General features: G+C 70.7%; 18 protein-coding genes and 1 tRNA gene. 10 read left to right on the top strand and 9 right to left on the bottom strand.

The window, feature by feature from the left end; genetic code table 11:
• Positions 1 to 2: 2 nt before the first annotated feature.
• From EDD29_RS35940 to EDD29_RS35925, 4 genes are all read left to right on the top strand, one after another.
• On the top strand, positions 3 to 374 hold the full coding sequence (locus EDD29_RS35940) for a DUF742 domain-containing protein (protein ID WP_123668674.1): 372 nt from the start codon (positions 3 to 5) through the stop codon (positions 372 to 374).
• Positions 355 to 930, top strand: a complete 576-nt coding sequence (locus EDD29_RS35935) for a GTP-binding protein (RefSeq protein WP_123668673.1) — start codon at positions 355 to 357, stop codon at positions 928 to 930. Before EDD29_RS35940 ends, EDD29_RS35935 begins: the two co-directional genes overlap by 20 nt.
• On the top strand, positions 927 to 2195 hold the full coding sequence (locus EDD29_RS35930) for an ABC transporter substrate-binding protein (protein ID WP_170201709.1): 1269 nt from the start codon (positions 927 to 929) through the stop codon (positions 2193 to 2195). Before EDD29_RS35935 ends, EDD29_RS35930 begins: the two co-directional genes overlap by 4 nt.
• A 161-nt stretch (positions 2196 to 2356) precedes the next feature.
• On the top strand, positions 2357 to 3172 hold the full coding sequence (locus tag EDD29_RS35925) for a mechanosensitive ion channel family protein (RefSeq protein WP_123668671.1): 816 nt from the start codon (positions 2357 to 2359) through the stop codon (positions 3170 to 3172).
• 39 nt (positions 3173 to 3211) lie between these two features.
• On the opposite strand, the gene EDD29_RS35920 is transcribed toward EDD29_RS35925, so the two are convergent.
• The gene (locus tag EDD29_RS35920; protein WP_123668670.1) at positions 3212 to 3481 is read right to left on the bottom strand and encodes a DUF6401 family natural product biosynthesis protein; all 270 of its coding nucleotides are present in this window, start codon (positions 3479 to 3481) and stop codon (positions 3212 to 3214) included.
• Positions 3482 to 3588: 107 nt separating this feature from the next.
• Between EDD29_RS35920 and EDD29_RS35915 the strand changes: the two genes are divergently transcribed.
• From EDD29_RS35915 to EDD29_RS35900, 4 genes are all read left to right on the top strand, one after another.
• Positions 3589 to 5331 (top strand): GMC oxidoreductase, encoded by a 1743-nt coding sequence (locus EDD29_RS35915; RefSeq protein WP_123668669.1) that lies wholly within the window; start codon positions 3589 to 3591, stop codon positions 5329 to 5331.
• Positions 5332 to 5469: 138 nt separating this feature from the next.
• Positions 5470 to 8472: an NACHT domain-containing protein gene (locus tag EDD29_RS35910; RefSeq protein WP_123668668.1), complete on the top strand. Its 3003-nt coding sequence runs from the start codon at positions 5470 to 5472 to the stop codon at positions 8470 to 8472.
• A 540-nt stretch (positions 8473 to 9012) separates the two neighbouring features.
• Positions 9013 to 10053: a TlpA disulfide reductase family protein gene (locus tag EDD29_RS35905; protein WP_148086210.1), complete on the top strand. Its 1041-nt coding sequence runs from the start codon at positions 9013 to 9015 to the stop codon at positions 10051 to 10053.
• The gene (locus EDD29_RS35900; protein WP_123668666.1) at positions 10050 to 10676 is read left to right on the top strand and encodes a TetR/AcrR family transcriptional regulator; all 627 of its coding nucleotides are present in this window, start codon (positions 10050 to 10052) and stop codon (positions 10674 to 10676) included. Before EDD29_RS35905 ends, EDD29_RS35900 begins: the two co-directional genes overlap by 4 nt.
• Positions 10677 to 10678: 2 nt before the next feature.
• Here EDD29_RS35900 and EDD29_RS35895 read toward each other — a convergent pair whose 3' ends face one another.
• The 3 genes from EDD29_RS35895 to add all read right to left on the bottom strand — a co-directional run bounded on the left by EDD29_RS35895 (position 10679) and on the right by add (position 13364).
• Positions 10679 to 11446, bottom strand: a complete 768-nt coding sequence (locus tag EDD29_RS35895) for an MBL fold metallo-hydrolase (RefSeq protein WP_123670893.1) — start codon at positions 11444 to 11446, stop codon at positions 10679 to 10681.
• A 226-nt stretch (positions 11447 to 11672) separates the two neighbouring features.
• The gene (locus tag EDD29_RS35890; RefSeq protein WP_123668665.1) at positions 11673 to 12107 is read right to left on the bottom strand and encodes a PPOX class F420-dependent oxidoreductase; all 435 of its coding nucleotides are present in this window, start codon (positions 12105 to 12107) and stop codon (positions 11673 to 11675) included.
• A 246-nt stretch (positions 12108 to 12353) separates the two neighbouring features.
• Entirely contained in the window at positions 12354 to 13364 is a 1011-nt protein-coding gene (gene add / locus EDD29_RS35885; RefSeq protein WP_123670892.1) for an adenosine deaminase, read from the bottom strand.
• A 231-nt stretch (positions 13365 to 13595) separates the two neighbouring features.
• On the opposite strand from add, the gene EDD29_RS35880 reads away from it, so the two are divergent.
• Complete coding sequence (locus tag EDD29_RS35880; RefSeq protein WP_123668664.1) at positions 13596 to 14288, top strand: hypothetical protein; 693 nt, start codon at positions 13596 to 13598, stop codon at positions 14286 to 14288.
• 1 nt (position 14289) lies between these two features.
• On the opposite strand, the gene EDD29_RS45930 is transcribed toward EDD29_RS35880, so the two are convergent.
• From EDD29_RS45930 to EDD29_RS35845, 5 genes are all read right to left on the bottom strand, one after another.
• A complete protein-coding gene (locus EDD29_RS45930) occupies positions 14290 to 14649 on the bottom strand; it encodes a DUF4259 domain-containing protein (protein ID WP_170201708.1) in 360 nt (119 codons plus the stop codon).
• A gap of 1110 nt (positions 14650 to 15759) precedes the next feature.
• Positions 15760 to 15835, bottom strand: a tRNA-His gene (locus EDD29_RS35860).
• Between the two features lie 58 nt (positions 15836 to 15893).
• Positions 15894 to 16508, bottom strand: a complete 615-nt coding sequence (gene orn, locus EDD29_RS35855; protein ID WP_123668661.1) for an oligoribonuclease — start codon at positions 16506 to 16508, stop codon at positions 15894 to 15896.
• 268 nt (positions 16509 to 16776) lie between these two features.
• Positions 16777 to 17730: a DUF2510 domain-containing protein gene (locus tag EDD29_RS35850; RefSeq protein WP_123668660.1), complete on the bottom strand. Its 954-nt coding sequence runs from the start codon at positions 17728 to 17730 to the stop codon at positions 16777 to 16779.
• A 35-nt stretch (positions 17731 to 17765) separates the two neighbouring features.
• Positions 17766 to 18410: a hypothetical protein gene (locus tag EDD29_RS35845; protein ID WP_211360113.1), complete on the bottom strand. Its 645-nt coding sequence runs from the start codon at positions 18408 to 18410 to the stop codon at positions 17766 to 17768.
• Between the two features lie 190 nt (positions 18411 to 18600).
• On the opposite strand from EDD29_RS35845, the gene EDD29_RS35840 reads away from it, so the two are divergent.
• Complete coding sequence (locus EDD29_RS35840; RefSeq protein WP_123668659.1) at positions 18601 to 19626, top strand: phosphotransferase family protein; 1026 nt, start codon at positions 18601 to 18603, stop codon at positions 19624 to 19626.
• Positions 19627 to 19629 lie beyond the last annotated feature (3 nt).

Below are 19629 nucleotides of genomic sequence, written 5' to 3'. Positions count from 1 at the left end.
CGATGGACGAGCCGGCCTGGGCCGAGGAGGACGCCGGCCCGATCGTGCGTCCCTACGCGCTGACGGGGGGCCGCACCCGCCATGACTCCGGCGCGGTGCTCGACCTCATCGACCTCATCGCCGCCGAGGACGCCGAGCCGACCGCGGCGATGGAACTCGGCCCCGAGCACCTGCTCATCCGGCGCATGTCGGTCGAGCACCCTTCGGTGGCCGAGGTGGCCACCGAGCTCGACCTTCCGGTCGACGTCGTCCGGGTGCTGCTCGGCGACCTCCTGCGATACGGGCTGATCCGCGTACGCAAGCCCGCTTCGGTGTCGCGCCTCCCCGACGCGCGCCTGCTCAAGGAAGTGATGGATGGACTCTCAGCGCTATAGCCCGGACCCCGTGGCCATCAAGATCATGATCGCGGGCGGCTTCGGCGTCGGCAAGACGACCCTCGTCGGGGCGGTCAGCGAGATCAGGCCGCTGCGCACGGAGGCGCCGCTCACCGAGCGGAGCGAGGGCGTCGACGACATCGGGCACGTCAAGGACAAGTCCACCACCACGGTCGCCATGGACTTCGGCAGGATCACCCTGCGCGAAGGGCTCAGCGTCTACCTGTTCGGCACGCCCGGCCAGGACCGCTTCTGGTTCATGTGGGACGAACTGGCCACGGGCGCGCTCGGCGCCATCGTCATGGCCGACACCCGAAGGCTCAGCGACTGCTTCTCCTCGGTCGACTACTTCGAGGAGCGGAAGCTTCCCTTCATCATCGCCGTGAACTGCTTCGACGGGGCCAAGCTCTACAACGTCGACGACGTCCGCGCCGCGCTGGACCTCGACCCCGCGGTGCCCGTCGTGCTGTGCGACGCGCGGCGGCGGGACTCGGCCAAGCACGCCCTGGTGACGCTGGTGCGCCATGTGCTGGAGCAGACGGAGCCCGCGGCGTGAGAGCTCGCACCGCGGCCGTGACCTGCCTCATCTCGGCGCTGGTCCTGCTCACGGGCTGCGCCGACGACGGCCGGGTGCCCGCGCCCGGCACCCCGGGCGTCACCGCGGCGCCCTGCCCGAAGCCGGTGAACGAGGGCAACGGCTGCATCTACCTCGGCACCCTCACCGATCTGACCGGGCCGTTCAGCCCCCTGACGACCCTCGCGACCAAGGCGCAGGAGGCGTTCTGGCAGCGGGTCAACACCCAGGGCGGCATCGGCGGCTACGACATCGACGTGACGACCTACGTCCGTGACACCGGCTACAACGTCGCGGCGCACGAGCGGATGTTCACCGAGACCAAGGACTCCGTGCTCGCCTACGCCCAGATGCTCGGCTCCCAGCACACCCTGCGGGTCCTGCCGACGATGGAGAACGAGCAGATCGTCACGACGCCGATGAGCTGGACGTCCCAGTGGGCGTTCTCGGCGAACGTCATCGAGTCGGGCGGCAACTACTGCTTCGAGGCGATGAACCTCGTCGACTACGCGGCCGAGTACTTCCCGCTCGAAGACAAGCCGTTCAAGATCAAGAGCGTGGTGTCGGTGCACTACGAGGGCGAGTACGGCGCGGACGCCGCGGCCGGCGCCCGGCTCGCCGCCAAGCGCAACGGCTTCGAGTTCTCCGACCTGTCGGTGAAGACGGGCGGGGGAGAGACCGCCGTCCAGCGGGTGCTCAAAGGGAAGCCGAACCTCATCCAGCTGTCCATGGCGCCCGCCGACGCGTCCGCCTTCATCACCGGGGCGGTCCAGGCCGGATACAAGGGAAGGTTCCTCGGCAGCACGACCAACTGGCACCACGCGATGGCGGCGCTGCCCGGAGCGCAGGAGCAGTACTGGCAGGGCGGCGCCTGGTGGCCGTTCGCCGCGGACTCCCCGGGGCACGCCGCCATGCGCCGAGCGGTGGGCGACGTCACCCCCGACGACGCTTACGTGAGCGGCTGGACGTTCTCCTACCCCCTGCTCGAGGCTCTGCGCGACACCGTCGCCTCGGGGCCCCTGACCCGGCAGCGGCTGCTCCAGGCCGTGCGGGACCTTCGGAGTGTGGACTACGAGGGCATCCTGCCGGTGGAGGCCGGGGACGCGACCCGCCCGTACCGCGGGACGGTCGTGAGCCGGGTCGACCCCGGGCAGTACACCGGGGTCCGGGTCGTCTCGGACTTCTATGTCGGGGAGACGGCGAAGGAGCATGTCCTGACGTCGGCCTGCTACCACGCGGCGGGCTGAGCGCGCGCGGGGGCCGGCCACGGCCCCCGCCGCGAGAAATGGTGATTCCTAAAGTTTTCGGAAATGCCCCGGAAAAGATCTGCTCTTTCCGAATTGTGTACTTTTTCCAGCCCTTCCTCGGGTAGGGATTCGGGCGACAAGTACTTTTCGGGGGAGTCGCGATGAACTTCGGGCAGAGTTTTCAGAGCATGTTCGACACGGTCGTGCGGACACTTCCGCAGATCCTTGTGTTCATCCTGGTCCTGGTGGTCGGCTGGATCATCGCCAAGGTGCTGCGGAGCATCGTCACCAGACTCCTGCACAAGGTGAACTTCGACCGGCTGACCGAGCGCGGGGTCGTCGGCGACGCGCTGGCCCGCAGTGACTACACCGCCTCGGGCCTGGTCGGCGCCCTCGTCTACTACGCGATCCTGCTGGTGGCGCTCCAGATGGCCTTCGGCGTCTTCGGCGCCAACCCGATCAGCGCCTTCCTCACCGCGATCGTCGCCTGGATCCCGAGGCTGATCGTCGCGATCGTCCTCGTGGTGATCGCCGCGGCCATCGGCCACGCGTTGAAGAACATCACCAACGCCGCCCTGGGCGACCTCTCCTACGGCAGGTTCCTGGCCAACCTCGTCGAGATCTTCGTGGTGGCGCTCGGTGTGATCGCCGCGCTCAACCAGATCGGGATCGCCAACGCGATCACCGGCCCGGTGCTCATCGCGGTGCTGGCCACGGTCGGCGCGATCCTGGCGATCGGCGTCGGCGGCGGTCTCGTCCGGCCCATGCAGCAGCGCTGGGAGCGCTGGCTGGAGGGCATGGAGAACGAGACCCGGACGCGCCGCGGCGGAGCCCGCGCGCGGGGCCGCGAGGACGCCATGCGCGGCGAGGGCGCGGGGATGCCGCACGAGACCGGGGCGACCAGCCCCTCGAGCGCGCACCTCGGCGGCACCGCTCAGGGCGGGCCGGAGCGGCCCGGCCAGATGCCGCCGCGGTAGCGCGGCGAGCGACGCGGGCGCGGAGGCCGTCTTTCCGGTTCAGACCGGGGGGACGGCCTCGATCATGCGCTGCACGGCCAGCATCCGCTGGGCGTGCCAGTCGAGCTGCGGGCCGAGGGTCCAGCCGGTCTCGGCGCAGCCGCTGAGGAACCCGTCGAGGTACTCCGACAGGGTGTCGCGATCGGGCTCGAGACCGCTGGCGACGAGGATGTCGCGCACGGCGGAGGCGTGCTGGTCGGCTGCGGCGTGCAGGCCGGGCGCCCAGCCGACACGGGCGAGCGGGATGAGGTGGGAGGTCTCCGGAGGCATGAATCTCACTGTAGTCAAGATTTCGTCAAGAGGAAACTCGGCGCCAAATTCCCGCAAATACAGGTGATATCAAGATCTGTCGGTTGTAGGGCGGGTACCTCCCCGGCATGGAATCTGCGGCGACGGACTTCGACGTGCTCGTGATCGGCTCCGGTTTCGGCGGCGCGGTCGCGGCGCTCAGGCTGAGCGAGAAGGGCTATCGCGTCGGCGTCCTGGAAGCGGGGAGGCGGCGGGCCAGGACCGCGCTCCCGGCGACCTCCTGGCGGCTGCACGACTACCTGTGGCTGCCCGCGGTCGGCCTCAAGGGCATCCAGCGGGTCAAGATCCTGCGCGGCGACCGGAGCGGTCGCCTGCTCGTCCTCGGCGGAGCGGGCCACGGGGGCGGCTCGCTCGTCTCGGCCAACGTGTTCCAGCGCCCATCCGACGAGTTCTTCGCCGCGCCGCAGTGGGCGCACATCACCGACTGGAAGAGCGAGCTCGAGCCCTACTTCGACCAGGCCGCCCGCATGTTCGGCGTCATGGAGAACCCGACGACCACGGCCGCCGACCTCCTGCTGCGCCAGACCGCCGCGGAGACCGGCGTCTCCGACAGCTTCCGCCGCGCCCCCGTGGGCGTCTTCTTCAACGACCCCGCCGGGGTCCAGGTCCCCGACCCCTACTTCGGCGGCTCGGGACCGGCCCGTAGCGGGTGCATCGAGTGCGGCGAGTGCATGACGGGCTGCCGCCACGGGGCCAAGAACACCCTGCCCGAGAACTACCTCCACCTCGCCGAACGGGCGGGGGCCGCCATGCACCCGTCCTGCGAGGCGGTGGCCGTGCGGCCCGAGGCGTCCGGAGGATTCACCGTGCACTGCGTGCGGCCCGGCGCCGGGCGCTCCGGCCGCCGGACGTTCCGGGCCACCCACGTCGTGCTCGCGGCCGGCGCGGAAGGCACCCAGCGGCTGCTGCACCGGATGAAGTCCGGCAAGATCCTGCCCAAGCTCTCCGACACCCTCGGCACCTTCAGCCGGGCCGCCGCGACGGACTTCCTCAGCCTCACCGGCGAGGAGGGCAAGCAGGTGAACCGGGGAGTCGCCGTCACCTCGTCGATCTCCCCGGCGCCGGGCACCCGCCTCGAACCCGTCAGGTACGGCAGCGGCTCCAACCTCGTGGGCCTCCTGCGGGCGCCGCTGCCCGGCCGCGTGGACGGCGGAGGCGGCCGCTGGAGGCGGGCGCTGCGCGAGGCGGCCAAGAGCCCCGCCGACGCTCTGCGCCTGTTCGACCAGCGCCGCTGGTCCGACCGCTCGATCATCCTCATGGCGACCCGTACCCGGGCGGCCGTCTTCACCGTCTTCGAGGAACGCGGCCTCCTCGGCCACCGCCTGCGGTTCAAGGAGCCCCGCACGGGCTCGAGCGACTTCCCGAAGGCGAGGAAGACCGCCGAGGTGATGGCCCGCCGGATGCACGCCAAGGCCGCGGGCTCCCTAGGAGACCTCTTCGGCCTCTGGACCACCGCCCACTTCCAAGGCGGCTGCCCGATCGGCGTCTCCCGCATCACCGGTGTGATCGACCCTTACCACCGCGTCCACGGCTACCCCAACCTCCACGTCGTCGATTCCTCCGCCATCACCGCCGACCCCGGCGCGGGCCCCGCCCTGACGATCACCGCCCAGGCGGAACGCGCCATGTCCCTCTGGCCCAACAAGGGCGACCAGGACCCCCGGCCCCTCCAGGGCGACCCTTACGTCCGGCTGACCGCCATTCCGCCCCGCAACCCGGCGGTCCCGGAGACGGCCAGGGGAGCCCTTCTCCTTCCCCTCCCGATGGTCCGCACCGGCCCTGACCCGGAGGAGACTCCCGGCTGGGGCTGATCGGCGTACTGGTCTTCTCTCTGTGTTCTGCGCAGGCGACTTCCCGGGAATTCCTGTGCAATTCTCCGCTCTGTCGGACAATGGGGCTGATCCGGGTGGGGGCTCGGACTTCCGCAGCGCCGACCGGGGAGCCGCACGTTGGAGCCGATCAGTTTCCTCACCGCGTGGGTCACCTCGCCCGTCTGGTCGGAACTCGTCGCCCGCATGATCCCCCGCAGGTCCACCGCAGGGCGGGACGCCGTCGAGCGCGACATCCGGCGGATCGTCCGCGCCCTCACCCTCGAAGCCACCGAGGCCGACCCGTCCCTCCGGCTGCTGGAGGCGGGCGACCGGGTCACCGAGGCCGTGGTCGCCACCCTCATGGCCCTGGACGCGCCCTCCATGGCCCTGGTCCAGTCCGCCGGGGTCAACGCCGAGATCCTCGAACTCCGACTCCGCGCCGCGGCTCCCGACGCCCCCGCCGACCTCCCCGAAGGGGCCGCCCGCACCCTTTACGACGGCTTCGTCACCGCGGCCTGCCGGCATCTCGTCGACCACTTCACCGGATCCGCCGACTTCGTTCCCCGCACCGTCAGGGAGACCCGCCAGGTCGTGGGGGAGTTGTCCCGCCGCCTTCCCGACGCGGACGAGGCGTCGGGCGCCTACGAGGCCGTCTACCGTCGGGAGACCGAGGCGCTGCACGGCGACGTCGAACTCCACGGCCTTGGGCTGCCCCTGCGCGAGCAGTCCTACGAGCTCGGCACCGCGTACGTGAACCTTTCCGTCAGGGTGGACGACGAGGACGTCACCCGGCGACTGGGCCGAAGGTTCGAGGACGCCTTGTCCCAGTACCCCCGCCTCCTCTTGGAGGGGCCGGCCGGGGCGGGCAAGACGACCCTGTTGCAGCACCTCACCCTTCTGATGTGCCGGGGCGACCTGCCTGAACAGCTCGCCCATTGGGAGGAGCGCGAGGTCGTCCCCCTGCTGCTCAAGGTCCGCTCCTTCGCCACGAACGGCGGCCTCGCCCTGCCGACGCCCGAAGGGTTCGTGCACCGGGACGTCGCGGAAGGCAAGCCGCCGCTCTGGGTGAAGAGCCTTCTGGCCTCGGGCCGGGCCCTCGTCATGGTCGACGGCGTGGACGAGCTGCCCCAGGCCGACCGGCCCGCGCTGATGGGCTGGCTCCGCGACCTCCTCAGGCGCTACCCGTCCTCCGCCTACGTCCTCACCGCCCGTCCCGGGGCTCTCGACGCCGACCAGCACGACCAGCTCGCCGCCTGGGGCTTCGTCTCCGGCCGGCTGGAGCCGATGGACGTCGACCAGGTCGACTCGTTCATCCGCCGCTGGCACGAGACCCGCGTCGACCTCGACCCGCGCACCCCCGTCACCCAGGCCCACGCCGAAGCCCTCATCCGGGCTCTGGCCACCCGCCGGGACCTCTCCCGCCTGGCCACGAGCCCCCTGTTGTGCGCGATGCTCTGCGCCCTCGGCGTCAACCGCCGGGGCGCCCTCCCCAAGGGCCGCAACGCCATCTACGACGACGCGCTCCGCATGCTCCTCGAGGCCCGCGACCGCGAGCGCTACATCCCACCGGGCGCCCTCGCCCTCACCCGCCTCCAGTCCGAGATCTTCCTCGCCGACCTGGCCATGTCGATGACGCTCGCCGCCCGCCGCACCATGGGCCGCGAGACGGCTTTGGCGAAGATCGGCAACCTGCTGCCGCGCCTGCGCGGCGTCGAGACCGACGCCCCCACCGTCTTCCACTTCCTCAAGGAGCGCTCCGGCCTCCTCCAGGAACCCGTCCCGGGCGAGATCGAGTTCCGCCACCCCAGCTTCCAGGACTACCTCGCCGCCGCCGACATCTTCCGCGAACACAACCTCGACCACCTCATCGCCCGCGCCGAGGACCCCCTCTACCACGACGTCCTCATCATGGCCGTCGGCCAGTGCGACGGCGACGACCAGCGCCAGTCCGACGTCCTCGGCAGACTCCTCACCCGCGCGAGATCCTCCGGCGAGGATCTGGCCCGCACCCTGTGGCTCCTCGCGGCGGCCTGCGTCGCCGACGTCGACTGGGTCGACCCTGCGCACGGCGAAGAGATAGGGCTGCACACGAGAGAACTCCTGCCGCCCAGAACCCGCGGCGAAGCCACGGCGATCGCCAAGGCGGGAAGCTTCGTCCTCGACCTCCTCTCCGACCACATCGACGCGAACGGGATCGACGACGAGTGGACCGGGCTCATCGCGAGTACGGCACTCCAGGTGGATGCCGACGAGGCGATTCCGCTCCTGGCGAGGCTCGCCCCATCGGCCGAGGCGAGCGTGAAGGTGCGGTTGTGGGATGGATGGTCGAAATCGCGGATGCCAAAGAGGTATGCGGAGCAGGTCCTCACCAAGGTGTCCTCCCTCGCGGGTTCGGACATCCCCCTGGATGATGAGAGGTGGGGCCTTCTCTCATCCATGCCCGGATTGACGGCATTCGCCATCGATTTTTCGTGTGCGCGCTGGGAAGCGCTGGGCCGCCTGTCCGCCGTCGAGTTCCTGTTCGTCGGAGAGGCAAGGGATTTCGACTTCTCCCTGATCTCGGGCATGCGTTCGTTGCGGATGCTTCACGTGGAAGGCTCGGGCACCGTCCGGAAGACCGGTGCTCCTGCCGATGTGCCGAGTCTGCGGATGCTGCAGCTGACCGGGCTCACCGTCGATGGTGAGTTCTTGCGCGCGTGCACCGGCCTGAGCTCGTTGATGGTGGAAAGAGCAGGGCTTGGAGCCATCCCGGAGAACCCCTGCCTTGAGCGCCTGACGAGTCTGATCGTCGGGCACAACCCCATCGTCGACATCGGCCCTGTGGCGGACTGCGGACGGCTCCTGTACCTGGACCTGCACGGGACGCTCGTGGAAGACCTTCGGCCGCTGTCCGGGCTGAGCGGGCTCGCGGAACTCGGTCTCCGCGGAACCCCCGTGCGGGATCTGACGCCCCTCAGCGCGTTGAACCAATTGACGAAGCTGGATCTGGGCGGGGTAGAGGTGGCGGATCTCAGCCCGATCGCCTCCCTCGAAGGACTGCGTGAGCTCGTCCTGCCGGGCGGGTCACGAGACCTCGGCGTTCTTGACGGGTTGATCGCGAACGGACTCGTCCTCAAGGTGGCCGACCCTCGTCAGCGCTGAGCCGTCTCGGACCCCAGGGTGCTCGGCGGTGTCCGGTGGAGACACCACTCTTCGGTGGCCCGGACATCAGAGAGATATGGCGCTTAAGCGAGGCGAGACGGTCACCAGGTTCACTTACCACCCTTCCGTCACAGGAAGGATCGCGGCGAGCGCGGGTGGTCGCCGGGTGGGGAACCGGGGGCGGAGGCCGGGCGTTGGGCGGGCGAGTGGCGTCCTGGAGAGGGGCGTCGCCGAATCGAGGAGGATGTCGTGGCCTCGTTGGTGAGTCGGATTCAGAGGTTCCTGCGGAGCCCGCAGGGGAGGCAGGCGCGGTCTCGGGTCGAGCGGATCGCGCGCGACCCGCGGACGCAGGCGAAGGTGCGAGGGCTGCTGCAGCGCAGGGGGCGGCGGCACTGACGCTCCGGTGCGGCCTCCGGCCGTGCCGCGGAACGGGTGAGGCGGTGGCGCTGAGGCGCCGCCGCCTTTCCGCGTCAGGGGCGCCCTTGTGCCCAGGAGAAAACGGCGTTATTGTCAGAAAACATTGTTATGGGAGGCGGGGCCATGGGGATCACGGTCTTGGTGGACGGGCGCGCGGTCGTCGTCGAGGGGCGGGACGGCCGGTGGGCGCGGCGCGCGGACGTGCGGGAGGCGCTCGGGTGGGAGCGCAAGCCGCACGGGTGGTGCCAAGAGGAGGCCTGTGTGCCGGCCGCGGCGGCGGCGCGGGTCGAGGACGGGGAGTGGGTGGATCTCGTCGGGTTCGCGGAGCTGCTGGGGCGGCCGGTGGCCGTCGCCGATGGGGTGGTGGCCGTGGGTGTCTCGGCGGGGGACCGGGCGTCGGCGCTGGCCGGGGAGGCCGCGCCCGACTTCACCCTGCGTGATGTGGAAGGCGAGCCGCACTCTTTGAGCGACCTGCGCGGCACGAAGGTGGCCCTGGTGTTCTGGGCCTCGTGGTGCGGCTGCCGGTACGACCTGGCCGTCTGGCAGGCCCAGCACGCGGCGCTCGCACCGCGGGGGTTCGCGGTGCTGAGCGTCGCGCTGGACCGGCGGCCCGAGGACGCCGCGCCCTGGATCACCGAGGCGCTCGCCGAAGGGGCGCCGCACACCGCGCTGATCGACGCCGACGGGCACGTCGCGGAGCTCTACGACGTGCTCAACGTGCCGACCGTGGTGTGGATCGACGAGGAGGGCAGGGTGGCGCGTCCGCAGGACACCCAGTTCGCCACCGATCTGTTCCGGGAGATGTCCGGCATCGACTCCTCAGCGGTGCTGAGCGCGCTGAGCCGCTGGGTGACCGAGGGCGACAGCGGGCTGAGCCGGGAGGAGGCCGCGCGCGCCACCCGGCACGCCACCCCGGCGCGGCAGCGCGCCAGGACCGAGGCCGCGCTCGGCCTGTGGCTGCACCGGAACGGCCGGGAGGCCGAGGCGGAAGAGCACTTCGCCGAGGCCACCGAGCTGGCTCCCGAGGACGTGACGATCTGGCGCGGGTCGATGCCGCTGCGCGGGATCGACCCGATGGGCGACGCGTACTTCGCCCGGCGGGACGCCATGGTGGAGGCGGGCATCCCCGTCTACCGTCCGCTCGCGGACCGGCCCAAGGCATGAGCTTCTATCTCGACGTCCGGGAGCGCGGAGAGGCGGCGCTCCGTACGGGCCTCATCGACCTCGCCGCCCAGCTCCTGACGGACGAGGGCTCTTCCGCGCTCACCATGCGGCGCATGGCGACGACCGCAGGGTGCTCCACGACGGTGCTGTACAGGGTGTTCGGCGGGAAGGACGGCATAGCAGACGCCCTGTACCGGGAGGGATTCACCCGGCTCAAGAGACGGCTGGAGGAAGCGCCGCGCGGAGGCGGCCCCGCCGAACACCTCGCAAGCCTGGGACGTGCCTACCGCGACAACGCGCTCGTCGAACGGAACCTGTACCGGGTGATGTTCTTCGCCGTCATCCCGGGCTTCGCCCCCGACGAGCAGGCCCGCGCCGTCGCACGGGCGAGCCTCGACGTGCTGCGCGCCGCGGTCGCCGCCTGCGCGGAGGCGGGGATCTTCACCCGGGGCACCGACCCCGACGAGGTCACCGACCTGCTCTGGGCCGCCTCGCACGGCGCGCTCAGCCTCGAACTCGCGGGCCACTACGGCGGGGAGACCGCGGCCGTCCGCTACCGCGCGCTGACCACCGCCGCGGTCCGGGCCTTCCTGGCTGATCCGGCCGCGCCCTGGCCGCCCTGACGTCAGGGCGCGGGGTGCAGCGCGTTGGCGATGTCGATGATCTCGACGCCCGTCCAGCCCGGGAAGCGCTCGATCATCTTGGCCTTGTAGGTGGCCCCGTCGTAGCCGGCGAAGTCCCCGGCGACGTCGAGGTAGTCGTACAGTTCCCGCCAGACCGTGCGGTCGGTGGGCTCGCCGTGGCCCGGCAGGATCGTCTCGTACCGCCGGTTGACGAGTCTTTCGATGTTGGCCTTCCATCCGGCGAAGTCGCGGTCCGCGACCCACAGGTGGACCCGGTTGCTGACGACCTGGGCGATGAGGATGCGGTGCTCGGGCAGCGCGATGATGAGGGAGTCGGCGATCTCGCCGCCGTGCAGGTGCTCGAAGGAGAGCGGGATGCCGTCCACGAGGTCGGTGCCGAGGATGACGGTCTCGGTCGGCAGGACGTCGTCGATGCGGACCTCCCGCCCGGACGGGTCCTTGAGGTCGGCCATGGCGGCGATCGCGGCCCGGGTCTCGCGCAGGGCGAAGATCGGCGCGCCGAACCGCGCGGCGCCGAGGAAGTGGTCGGGGTGGGCGTGGCTGATGATCAGCCGGTCGATGGGCTTGCCCAGTCCCTTGGCGTACGCGACGACCTCGTCGGCGTACTCCAGCTTGTACTGCCCGTCGATGGCGATGATCCGCTTCGGTGTCTCGATGAGCTGCGTGGTCACCTCCAGGCCGTCGGCCGGTGCCTGATAGCTGTGCACCGTGACCGGGCCCTTGCTGATGACCGTGACCTTGCCCTTCATCACGCCCCCCGTAGTCAGCTCTAAGACCGTCATACCGATCCGTACCTCGACGCAGGCCCCCGAAAGGGTCGGGGCCCGGTCAAGGTGCGGGCGCGCCGCCGTCCAGGCGGTCGTCCAACGCGAGGGCGGTTCCGATGAACGCGATCTCCTCCATGGAGCCGCCCTTCTCCAGACCTGCACCTACGTCGGGTGATCATCCTGAGTGGTGGAGGTCATGCGGGACGCGTCAGATGGCGGACTGCTCCGTCGACGCCTGGTCGCTGTCCTTGAACTCGCCCCAGCCGTGCCAGCGGTCGACCGTGATCGTCGCGGTGACGCGGGGGCGCACCCGGTCGGGGTACTCCCGGCCGGTGTAGTGCCGGGAGATCCGGTCGGCGTCGGCGAGGCCCACGTCGTCGCGCAGTTCGGTGACCCGGCCGAGCAGGGTCACATGGGAGTACCAGTCCTCGGCGATCACGGTGAGCGACACATGCGGATCGCGCCGGATGTGCTTCAGCCGCACCCGGTCGGCGTCCATGGTGAGGAGGGCCCTGCCGTTCTCCCACAGGTACCAGGTCGGGGTCGTCACCGGCGCCCCGTCGGACCGGACCGTGGCGATGACGCACGGCAGCGGCTTGGCGAGCAGGTCCTGCGCCTCGGCGGGCAACGGTGGCAGGGACATGACGGCTCCTCGAATAATCGGACGGTCTCCCTGACCGCCGTACCCGGAACGATCGCCCTGACGCGGTCCACACCGAGTCCGCGCCCGGCCCGGTCGGCCCGCGCCCGGCCCGGTCGGCCCGCGCCGGGTCCGGCCCGCGCCCGCGTCGGCCCGCGCCCGCGTCGGCCCGCGCCCGCGTCGGCCCGCGCCCAGTCCGGTTCGTGGCGAATCCGGTTCGCGCCGAGTCCGCGCTCGGTCGCGCTGAGCTCAGCCCTGCCGAAGCGTGTCGGCCTCGTCCTGGACGCGACGGCGCAGCGCGGCCTTGTCGGAGTCGTCGAGCCAGCTCGCCTCGACGCCGTCGAGGGCGATCGCGACCATGTCGTCGAAGGTGTAGCCGAACGCCTCGGCGACCGAGCGGTACTCGTAGCCCAGGTCGAGGTCGGTCATCGCCGGGTCGTCGGTGTTGAGGGTGGCCAGCAGGCCCGCCTTCCGCATCGCCGGGTAGGGGTGCAGCTCCAGCGACGGAAAGGCGTTGGCGATGCGGATGTTGGAGTTCGGGCAGACCGTCAGCGGGATCCGCTCGCCCGCGAACCGCCGGACCAGCTCCGCGTCCTCCATCAGCGACAGCCCGTGGTCGATCCGCTCGGCCCCGAGTACGTCCACCACGGTCGCGATCGCCGACGCGGGACTGTTCTCTCCCTGGTGCCCGGTCCGCCGCAGCCCGAGCCGCGCCGCGAGCGCGTAGGCCTCCCGGAACGACGCGGGATCCACCCCCAGCTCAGTGGAGTCCATCCCGATCCCGAGCACCCGCTCCGGCTGCAGCTCACCCAGCTCCGTGACCAGCTGAAGCCCGGCGGCCGGCCCATAGGCCCGATCGATGTCCGCGATGAGCATCGCCCGAGACCCCGTCTCCGCCTCCGCGGCCTCCAGCCCCTCCGTCAACCCCGCCACGATGTCCGCCAGCCGCTGCCCCGCCGCCAGATGCCGCGCCGGCGTGAAGAACAACTCCGCATAGACCCGCCCATGCCCCGCCGCATCCACCACGCTCTCGTACGCCAACCGCGCCCAATCCCCCCGGGTCACCAGCACCGACTGCACCAGCCAGAACACCGACAAAAACTCATCGAGCGACCCATACCGATACAACTCGGTCACATCCCCGACCGGCAACCCCACCCCATTGGCCCGAGCCAGTTCCCCCACCGTCTCCGGCCGCATCGCCCCCTCCACATGGCAGTGCAACTCCACCTTGGGCAGCAACTCCAACACATCGATCATGAACCCAGCATAATTCGCCACCCCCACCCCATCCCACCCATCACCCCCCACCAACCGAGAGCATGTCACCACCCCCCGACCCGCAACATCCCTCACCCGAGGGAGACCCCGCCCACCAAGGGAGACCCGGCGCCAAGGGCCACTACTCGGGGCGAGCGCCGAGGCGCTAAGGAGATCCACTCGGCGGGCGGCACCGTCGTCAACAGCCTCCAGCGCGCCACTCACACCGAGATGCCCACCCTCGCCCGCGGTCAGTCCGCCTACATGTGCTTCGGCGTCGCCAAGGACGAGGACGCCGACTACGGCCTGTCCGACGCCCAGCAGGAAGCCGAGGCCCGCCCGCAGATGTGGGGAAACAAGCAGCCCGGCATGGCCTACCTCGACGCCCCCGGCATCCCCGAGACCCACATCGCCATGCCCCTGCGCACCTACTCCTGGGGCACGACCCCGCGCGAAGCCACCGCCGCCATGCGCGAGCACGCGGCGGCCTGGCCCGCCCGAGCCAAGGACACCGACGAGTTCACCGCCCGCCTCACCGCCTTCCCCGACGAGACATCCCCCGCCTTCCTGCCCCGTCCCGCGGAGCCTGACGAGGCCGTCGACGAACTCTCCGAGCACGTCCGGGACAACGCCGACGACCTCGCCGAACTCCTCGCCCAGGCCGCCGAACTCGTCATCACGACCCGACACGCCGGCTCGGCCGGGCTCTCTCGCGAACTCCGCGTCGATCACGCCATCGCCGTCCGCGGCGTCCTCGACGAAGACAAGGAAGGCTCGACCACCCTCTACACCGATACCGACACCGACCCCCTGAGGCCGCTCGTCTCGGCCTGGTCCGCGATGAAGCCCGGACCGCCCCGGGGCGGTCCGGGCTTTCTTTCGCCCCGTCAAACCCCACGCGTCCCGGCTGGTTCCTGGAGATAGGTCAGAACAGTCCTTCCTGTTCAACCACGCCGGTGGACCGTAGCGCTCGAATGGCGGGGTCGAGCGCCGTCCAAGCTTCGCCCTCAACGCCTGACTCCCTGTTCAGCTCGTGCAGCTCGCTGCCCTCGCTATGGGCTCTTTCCAAGGCTTCGAGCGCGAAGCCGACGAGTTCAGGCGAGGCATCTACCGCGAGGTCGGTCCACCAGGCCGCCACGTTCGGGTCGGGAGCCTCACCCGCGATCAGTGCGGCGGCGGCGACGGCGCTGACCGCGCGCACGTAGCCGATCCGCCCATCGGCGCTTGCACACTCGACCACGGCACGCTCGATGCGTTCCGCGGCCTTCGATGGTGTGAGGTCCAAGCCCCCGCCCGCGACAGGAAGGGCGTCATCGCGAGGGGGAGAGTCTCGATCCAGCAGTCGGCGATCCTGGGGCGGATGTGTGCGAGGTAGTCGTCGGCGTCGGCGCGGGTGAGGAAGACGCCCGCGCCTGTGACCTCGTCGCCGTCGGGGTAGGCGACCTTCTTCATGACGACGTGGACCATACGCCAACGGGTGCGCGGGACGGGTGCGTCCTCGTCGGCCTCGGCGAGGGCGGTGAGGAGGTCCGCGGCGGAGGCGATGGCGAACCCGGGGTCCGCGCCGGGGGAGCCCACGCCGTAGTGCGGCCAGACGGGTTCGTAGGGGTCGCCCGAGGCGAAGAAGCTCAGCCGGGTGGTCCCCAGGACGTCTTCATGCCGGCCGACGGCCATCGCGACGACCTAATCGGTCTCGCCTTGCGTGTCCAGGGCGAACACACGGTCGTCCCACAGGAACGGGACACCGGGCGTGAGGGCTTTGATCTGTCGGCCCCGGGCACCAGCGCTCCGTCGTCGTTGAGCCAGGTTCGCGCACCGTTCATCGCCACAGGCTTCCGACCTCTCACCGAACGGTCAATACGTTCCCATCTCGAAGGAGACAACCATGGCCGGAGATACCAGCATCACGATCGTCGGGAACCTCGTTGCGGACCCGGACCTGAGGTTCGCCCAGGCCGGGGCACGCGGCGGCGGCGGCGCCCGACGACGACCTGCCCGTGGCGTCCTGGCTGGCGGTCCTGACCGGGCTGACGCCGCACGGGTTGAGGCACGGGCACGAGACCTGGCTGGCGACCGCGGGGACGCCGTACATCCTCGTCTCGGAGCGGATGGGCCACGAGGCCGGCGGGATGCGCGGGGCCTGCGGCCACATCCCCGAGTCGATGAGGGACGACTTGAAGGAGGTCCTCCAAGGGCTCTGGAAAGACCTCGTTGGCCGAGCGGAGGAAGATCTCCCCGACGTCGGCCCTGGGCGTGTTGGACGCCCTTCTGAAGATCGTCTAGGGGCTCCCCGCCCCCAATCCGCCCTCAGATTCCGACATACCGGGCACTGGGCGCTCTAGGCGGGCAACAGAAAAGGCCCGGTCATCGTCGCGATGACCAGGCCTTTTTCAGTTGGGGTGAGTGACCGGGCTTGAACCGGCGACACCCAGGATCACAACCTGGTGCTCTGCCAACTGAGCTACACCCACCATGTCGCTTCGGATTGAAGCGGCGAGGAAAAGTATAGCGGGTTTCCGGACGTGGTCGTCACCGGATATCGGGGGCCTCGGCGACGATCTTGGCGGAGAGGGCGCGGGAGGTCTCGGTGTCGGGGCCGGGCTGGGCGACGAAGACGGCGGCGCGGTAGTAGCGCAGTTCGCGGATCGACTCGGCGATGTCGGCGAGGGCGCGGTGGCCGCCCTTCTTCTCCGGGCTGGCGAAGTAGACGCGCGGGTACCAGCGGCGGGACAGCTCCTTGATGGAACTCACGTCGATCATCCGGTAGTGCAGGTGGGTGTCGAGCGCGGGCATGTCGCGGGCGAGGAAGGAGCGGTCGGTGGCGATCGAGTTGCCGCACAGCGGCGCCTTCTTGGCGTCCGGGATGTGGCGTTTGATGTAGTCCAGGACGAGGGTTTCGGCCTCGGCGAGGGTGATGCCGCCGGGGAGTTCCTTGAGCAGGCCCGAGGTGGTGTGCATGTCGCGCACGACCTTGTTCATCTGCGCGACCGATTCCTCCGGGGGCTTGATGACCAGGTCGACGCCCTCGTCGAGGATGTTCAGCTCGGAGTCCGTCACCAGGACGGCTATCTCGATGAGCGCGTCGCGGGTGAGGTCCAGCCCGGTCATCTCGCAGTCGATCCAGACCAGTTTGTCCGTGCTCATATGCCCTCTCACCTGCGGCGGCGTCAGGCGGTCCGACCTGGCACGCGCCTTGCCCACACCACCGCTTCGCTCCAACAACGACGGCCGCCGGCGCACGCCTGACGGCCACCGCACCGGAGACGCGGCTCACGGGCGGCATCCCCACACTACGCCCAGGCCGGAGGCCCCAGAGACGGTCATGGCCTTTCCCCGGGCCGTCGGGCGGGTCGGGGTCGGGGCCGATGAGGGCCGCCCCGCGTGCCGGGACGCGGGGCGGGACGCGCCGGACTCAGGATGCGGACTTGAGGCCGCTGATGATGGTGTCGACGTCGCTCTGGTTGGCGAAGCTGTCGGGGAGCGAGAGGTAGACGCCGGCCGGGCGGGAGCCGGGCCGGTCGACGAGGACGATGATCACCCGTTCCGTGGTGAAGTTCCACTTCTTGTCCGCCGCCTGGGGGAACTTGAGGACCGCCTCGTAGTACCAGGCCTTCTTGCCGCTGACGCTGCTCACCCGCGAGGCCGTCTCGGTGGTCTCGTGCTCGGGGTAGAAGTCGGGCTCGATCATCTCGAACCAGGCCTTGGCGGGAGCCTCGAGGTCGGCTCCCGCGCCGCCCGCGTACGTGACGGACTCGGGAAGGACGCCCCCGTAGACGGACGCGTAGTAGTCGCCGACGCCGTCGTAGGCCTTCTGGGCGATGGCGGTCTGCCCCGTGTGCAGGCCGTGGGAGTCGTCGCCTTCGGGGTCGGCGGGCTCGGTCCAGTCCCCGCCGAGCTTGGGCCAGGACAGGCCCGAGTCGCTGTCGTCGATGGTCCCGGTGACGGGGGACTTCGAGCCCTGGGAGGTGGGGGTGGGCAGGACGACGGGGGGCTCGGGGTCGTCGTCGGAGAGCACCGAGATGAGGACGGCGACCAGCGCGATGACGACGACGAGCACGCCCGCGCCGCCGAGGATCATGAGGAGGCCGCGGTTGTTCTGCCGCGGCGGTCCGGGCACGGGTTGTCCTGCGCCCCAGGGCGCGGGGGTTCCGGGGCCGCCTGAGGGCGGTTGCCAAGGCTGCGGGGTGCCTCCGGCCTGAGGCTGCCAAGGCGGTGGGGTGCCTCCGGCCTGAGGCTGCCAGGACGAGGGGGCGGAGGGTCCGGTCGGCTGGGTGGCCTGGGTCCACTGGGTGCCGTCGAACCAGCGTTGCAGGCCGGGGTTCCCGTAGGGGTCGGGGTACCAGCCTGGCGGAGTCTGGCCGTTCATGGCCGTGACCCTATGCCATAACAATCACAATCGTGTCAAACCCCACCAGCAGCCTCAAGATGCCGCGCACCGCGCCGCGCGGTCAGCATGCCGAGCTGCTCGGCGCTCAGCCGTGGGCGCGGCAGCTCGGCGGGGAAGGTGTCCGGACCGGTGAGCTTGCGGACGTCGATGCCGCCGGGCCAGGGCTGCTCGGCGCCGGGCACCTGGGAGTGGCCGAAGTGGCCGCCCCCGGCCCAGCTGCGGCGGCTGTTGGCGGGCTCGTATGAGGCGGGGACGCCGAGCGGCGGTCCCGCGGGCCAGCGTCTGCGCACGCCCCAGGAGTCGAGCCAGGCGAGCAGCAGGTCGAGGCCGACCATCGGGCCCTGGGTGAACGGCGACCGCGCCCTGCCGACGACGGAGATCTGGAGGCAGACCCGGCCCTGCCTGCCGAGGTCCGGGCCGAGGAGGAGGCCCGCGCGGGTGGCGGGGACGAGCTGGACGAGTTCGCCGCGCAGCGGGTTCCACACGACGTGGGCCTGGGTGCCCGCGGTGACGAGGCCCTGCGCGGCGGACTTGGCCGAGACGGCGGCCGGGTCGTGCTCGCTGGTGCTCCAGACGGCGCGGGGAGCACCGCCGTTCATCGGACCTCCGTCGGTGCCCAGGTGCAGTCGTCCGGCGCCGGTGATCCAGGCTTCGACCACGTGTCCCCCTATCGGCGGCGCCTGCCCATGGCACCGCATATGAAGTTGCGATAAATCCAGATGCCCATGACTTACGGCAATAGTCCAGTCAGGCAGTACCCGAGAAGAAAGTCCCCCACACGGGGAGAAAGTGCTCACTGTCCGGGGGCGGTGGCCGACGCTGGACCGAGCCGCGTTCTAATAGGGGCCCATGAGCCTCGAACCCGTACCCGGCCTGGATTTCCCCCGCCTCACGCGCTGGCTCGCCGACGCGCTCCCCGACGCGGGCGCGCTCACCGGCGCGAAGCTGATCGCCGGAGGCAGGTCCAACCTCACCTATCGCCTGGACTTCGCCGACAAGTCGGTCGCGCTGCGCCGTCAGCCCCTCGGCCACGTGCTCCCGACCGCGCACGACATGGTCCGCGAGCACAAGGTGCTGTCCGCGCTCACGGCGGCGGGCGGCGTGCCCGTCCCGGCCCCGCTCGGCCTGTGCACCGACAAGGAGGTCCTCGGCGCGGACTTCTATGTCATGGAGTGGGTGGACGGGCTGATCCTGCGCGTTCCGGAGGACGCCAGGGACGTCGCCCCCGAGCAACGCGCCGCGGTGTCCGACCGGCTCGCCGAGGCGCTCGCCGCCATCCACACCCTTGACGTGGACAAGGCGGGTCTCGGGGACTTCGGCCGCCCCGAGGGCTACATGGCGCGCCAGCTCAAGCGCTGGGGCCAGCAGTGGGAGCGCTCGAAGACAAGGGAGCTGCCCTCCTACGACCGGCTCGTGGAGCGCCTGGCGGCCGGGCTGCCCGACAACCCGCGCAGCGGTCTCGTGCACGGCGACTTCCGGCTCGACAACGCGCTGGTGCGGTTGACGCCCGAGCCCGCCGTGGCCGCGGTCGTCGACTGGGAGATGTCGACGCTCGGCGACCCGCTGGCCGACCTCGGCCTGACCCTCGTCTACTGGGCGGAGGCCGACGAGGCGCAGCTCCCGGTCGGCTCGACCATCACCGCGGAGCCCGGCTTCCCCACCCGCGCGCAGTTCACCGAGAAGTACGCGTCGCTGACGGGCTTCGACGTGAGCGACCTGGACTACTACGTGGCTTTCGGCTGCTTCAAGCTCGCCGTCATCCTCGAGGGCATCCACGCGAGGTTCGTCAAGGGCCAGACCGTCGGGGAGGGGTTCGACCAGATCGGCGCGGGCGTGCCGGTCCTGCTCGACCGCGCCCACGAGGTGCTGGGCTAGCCG

This window comes from Actinocorallia herbida (assembly GCF_003751225.1).
Lineage (GTDB): Bacteria > Actinomycetota > Actinomycetes > Streptosporangiales > Streptosporangiaceae > Actinocorallia > Actinocorallia herbida.
Note: the sequence above shows the minus strand (reverse complement) of the source record. Positions and strands in the feature narration are given on the sequence as shown.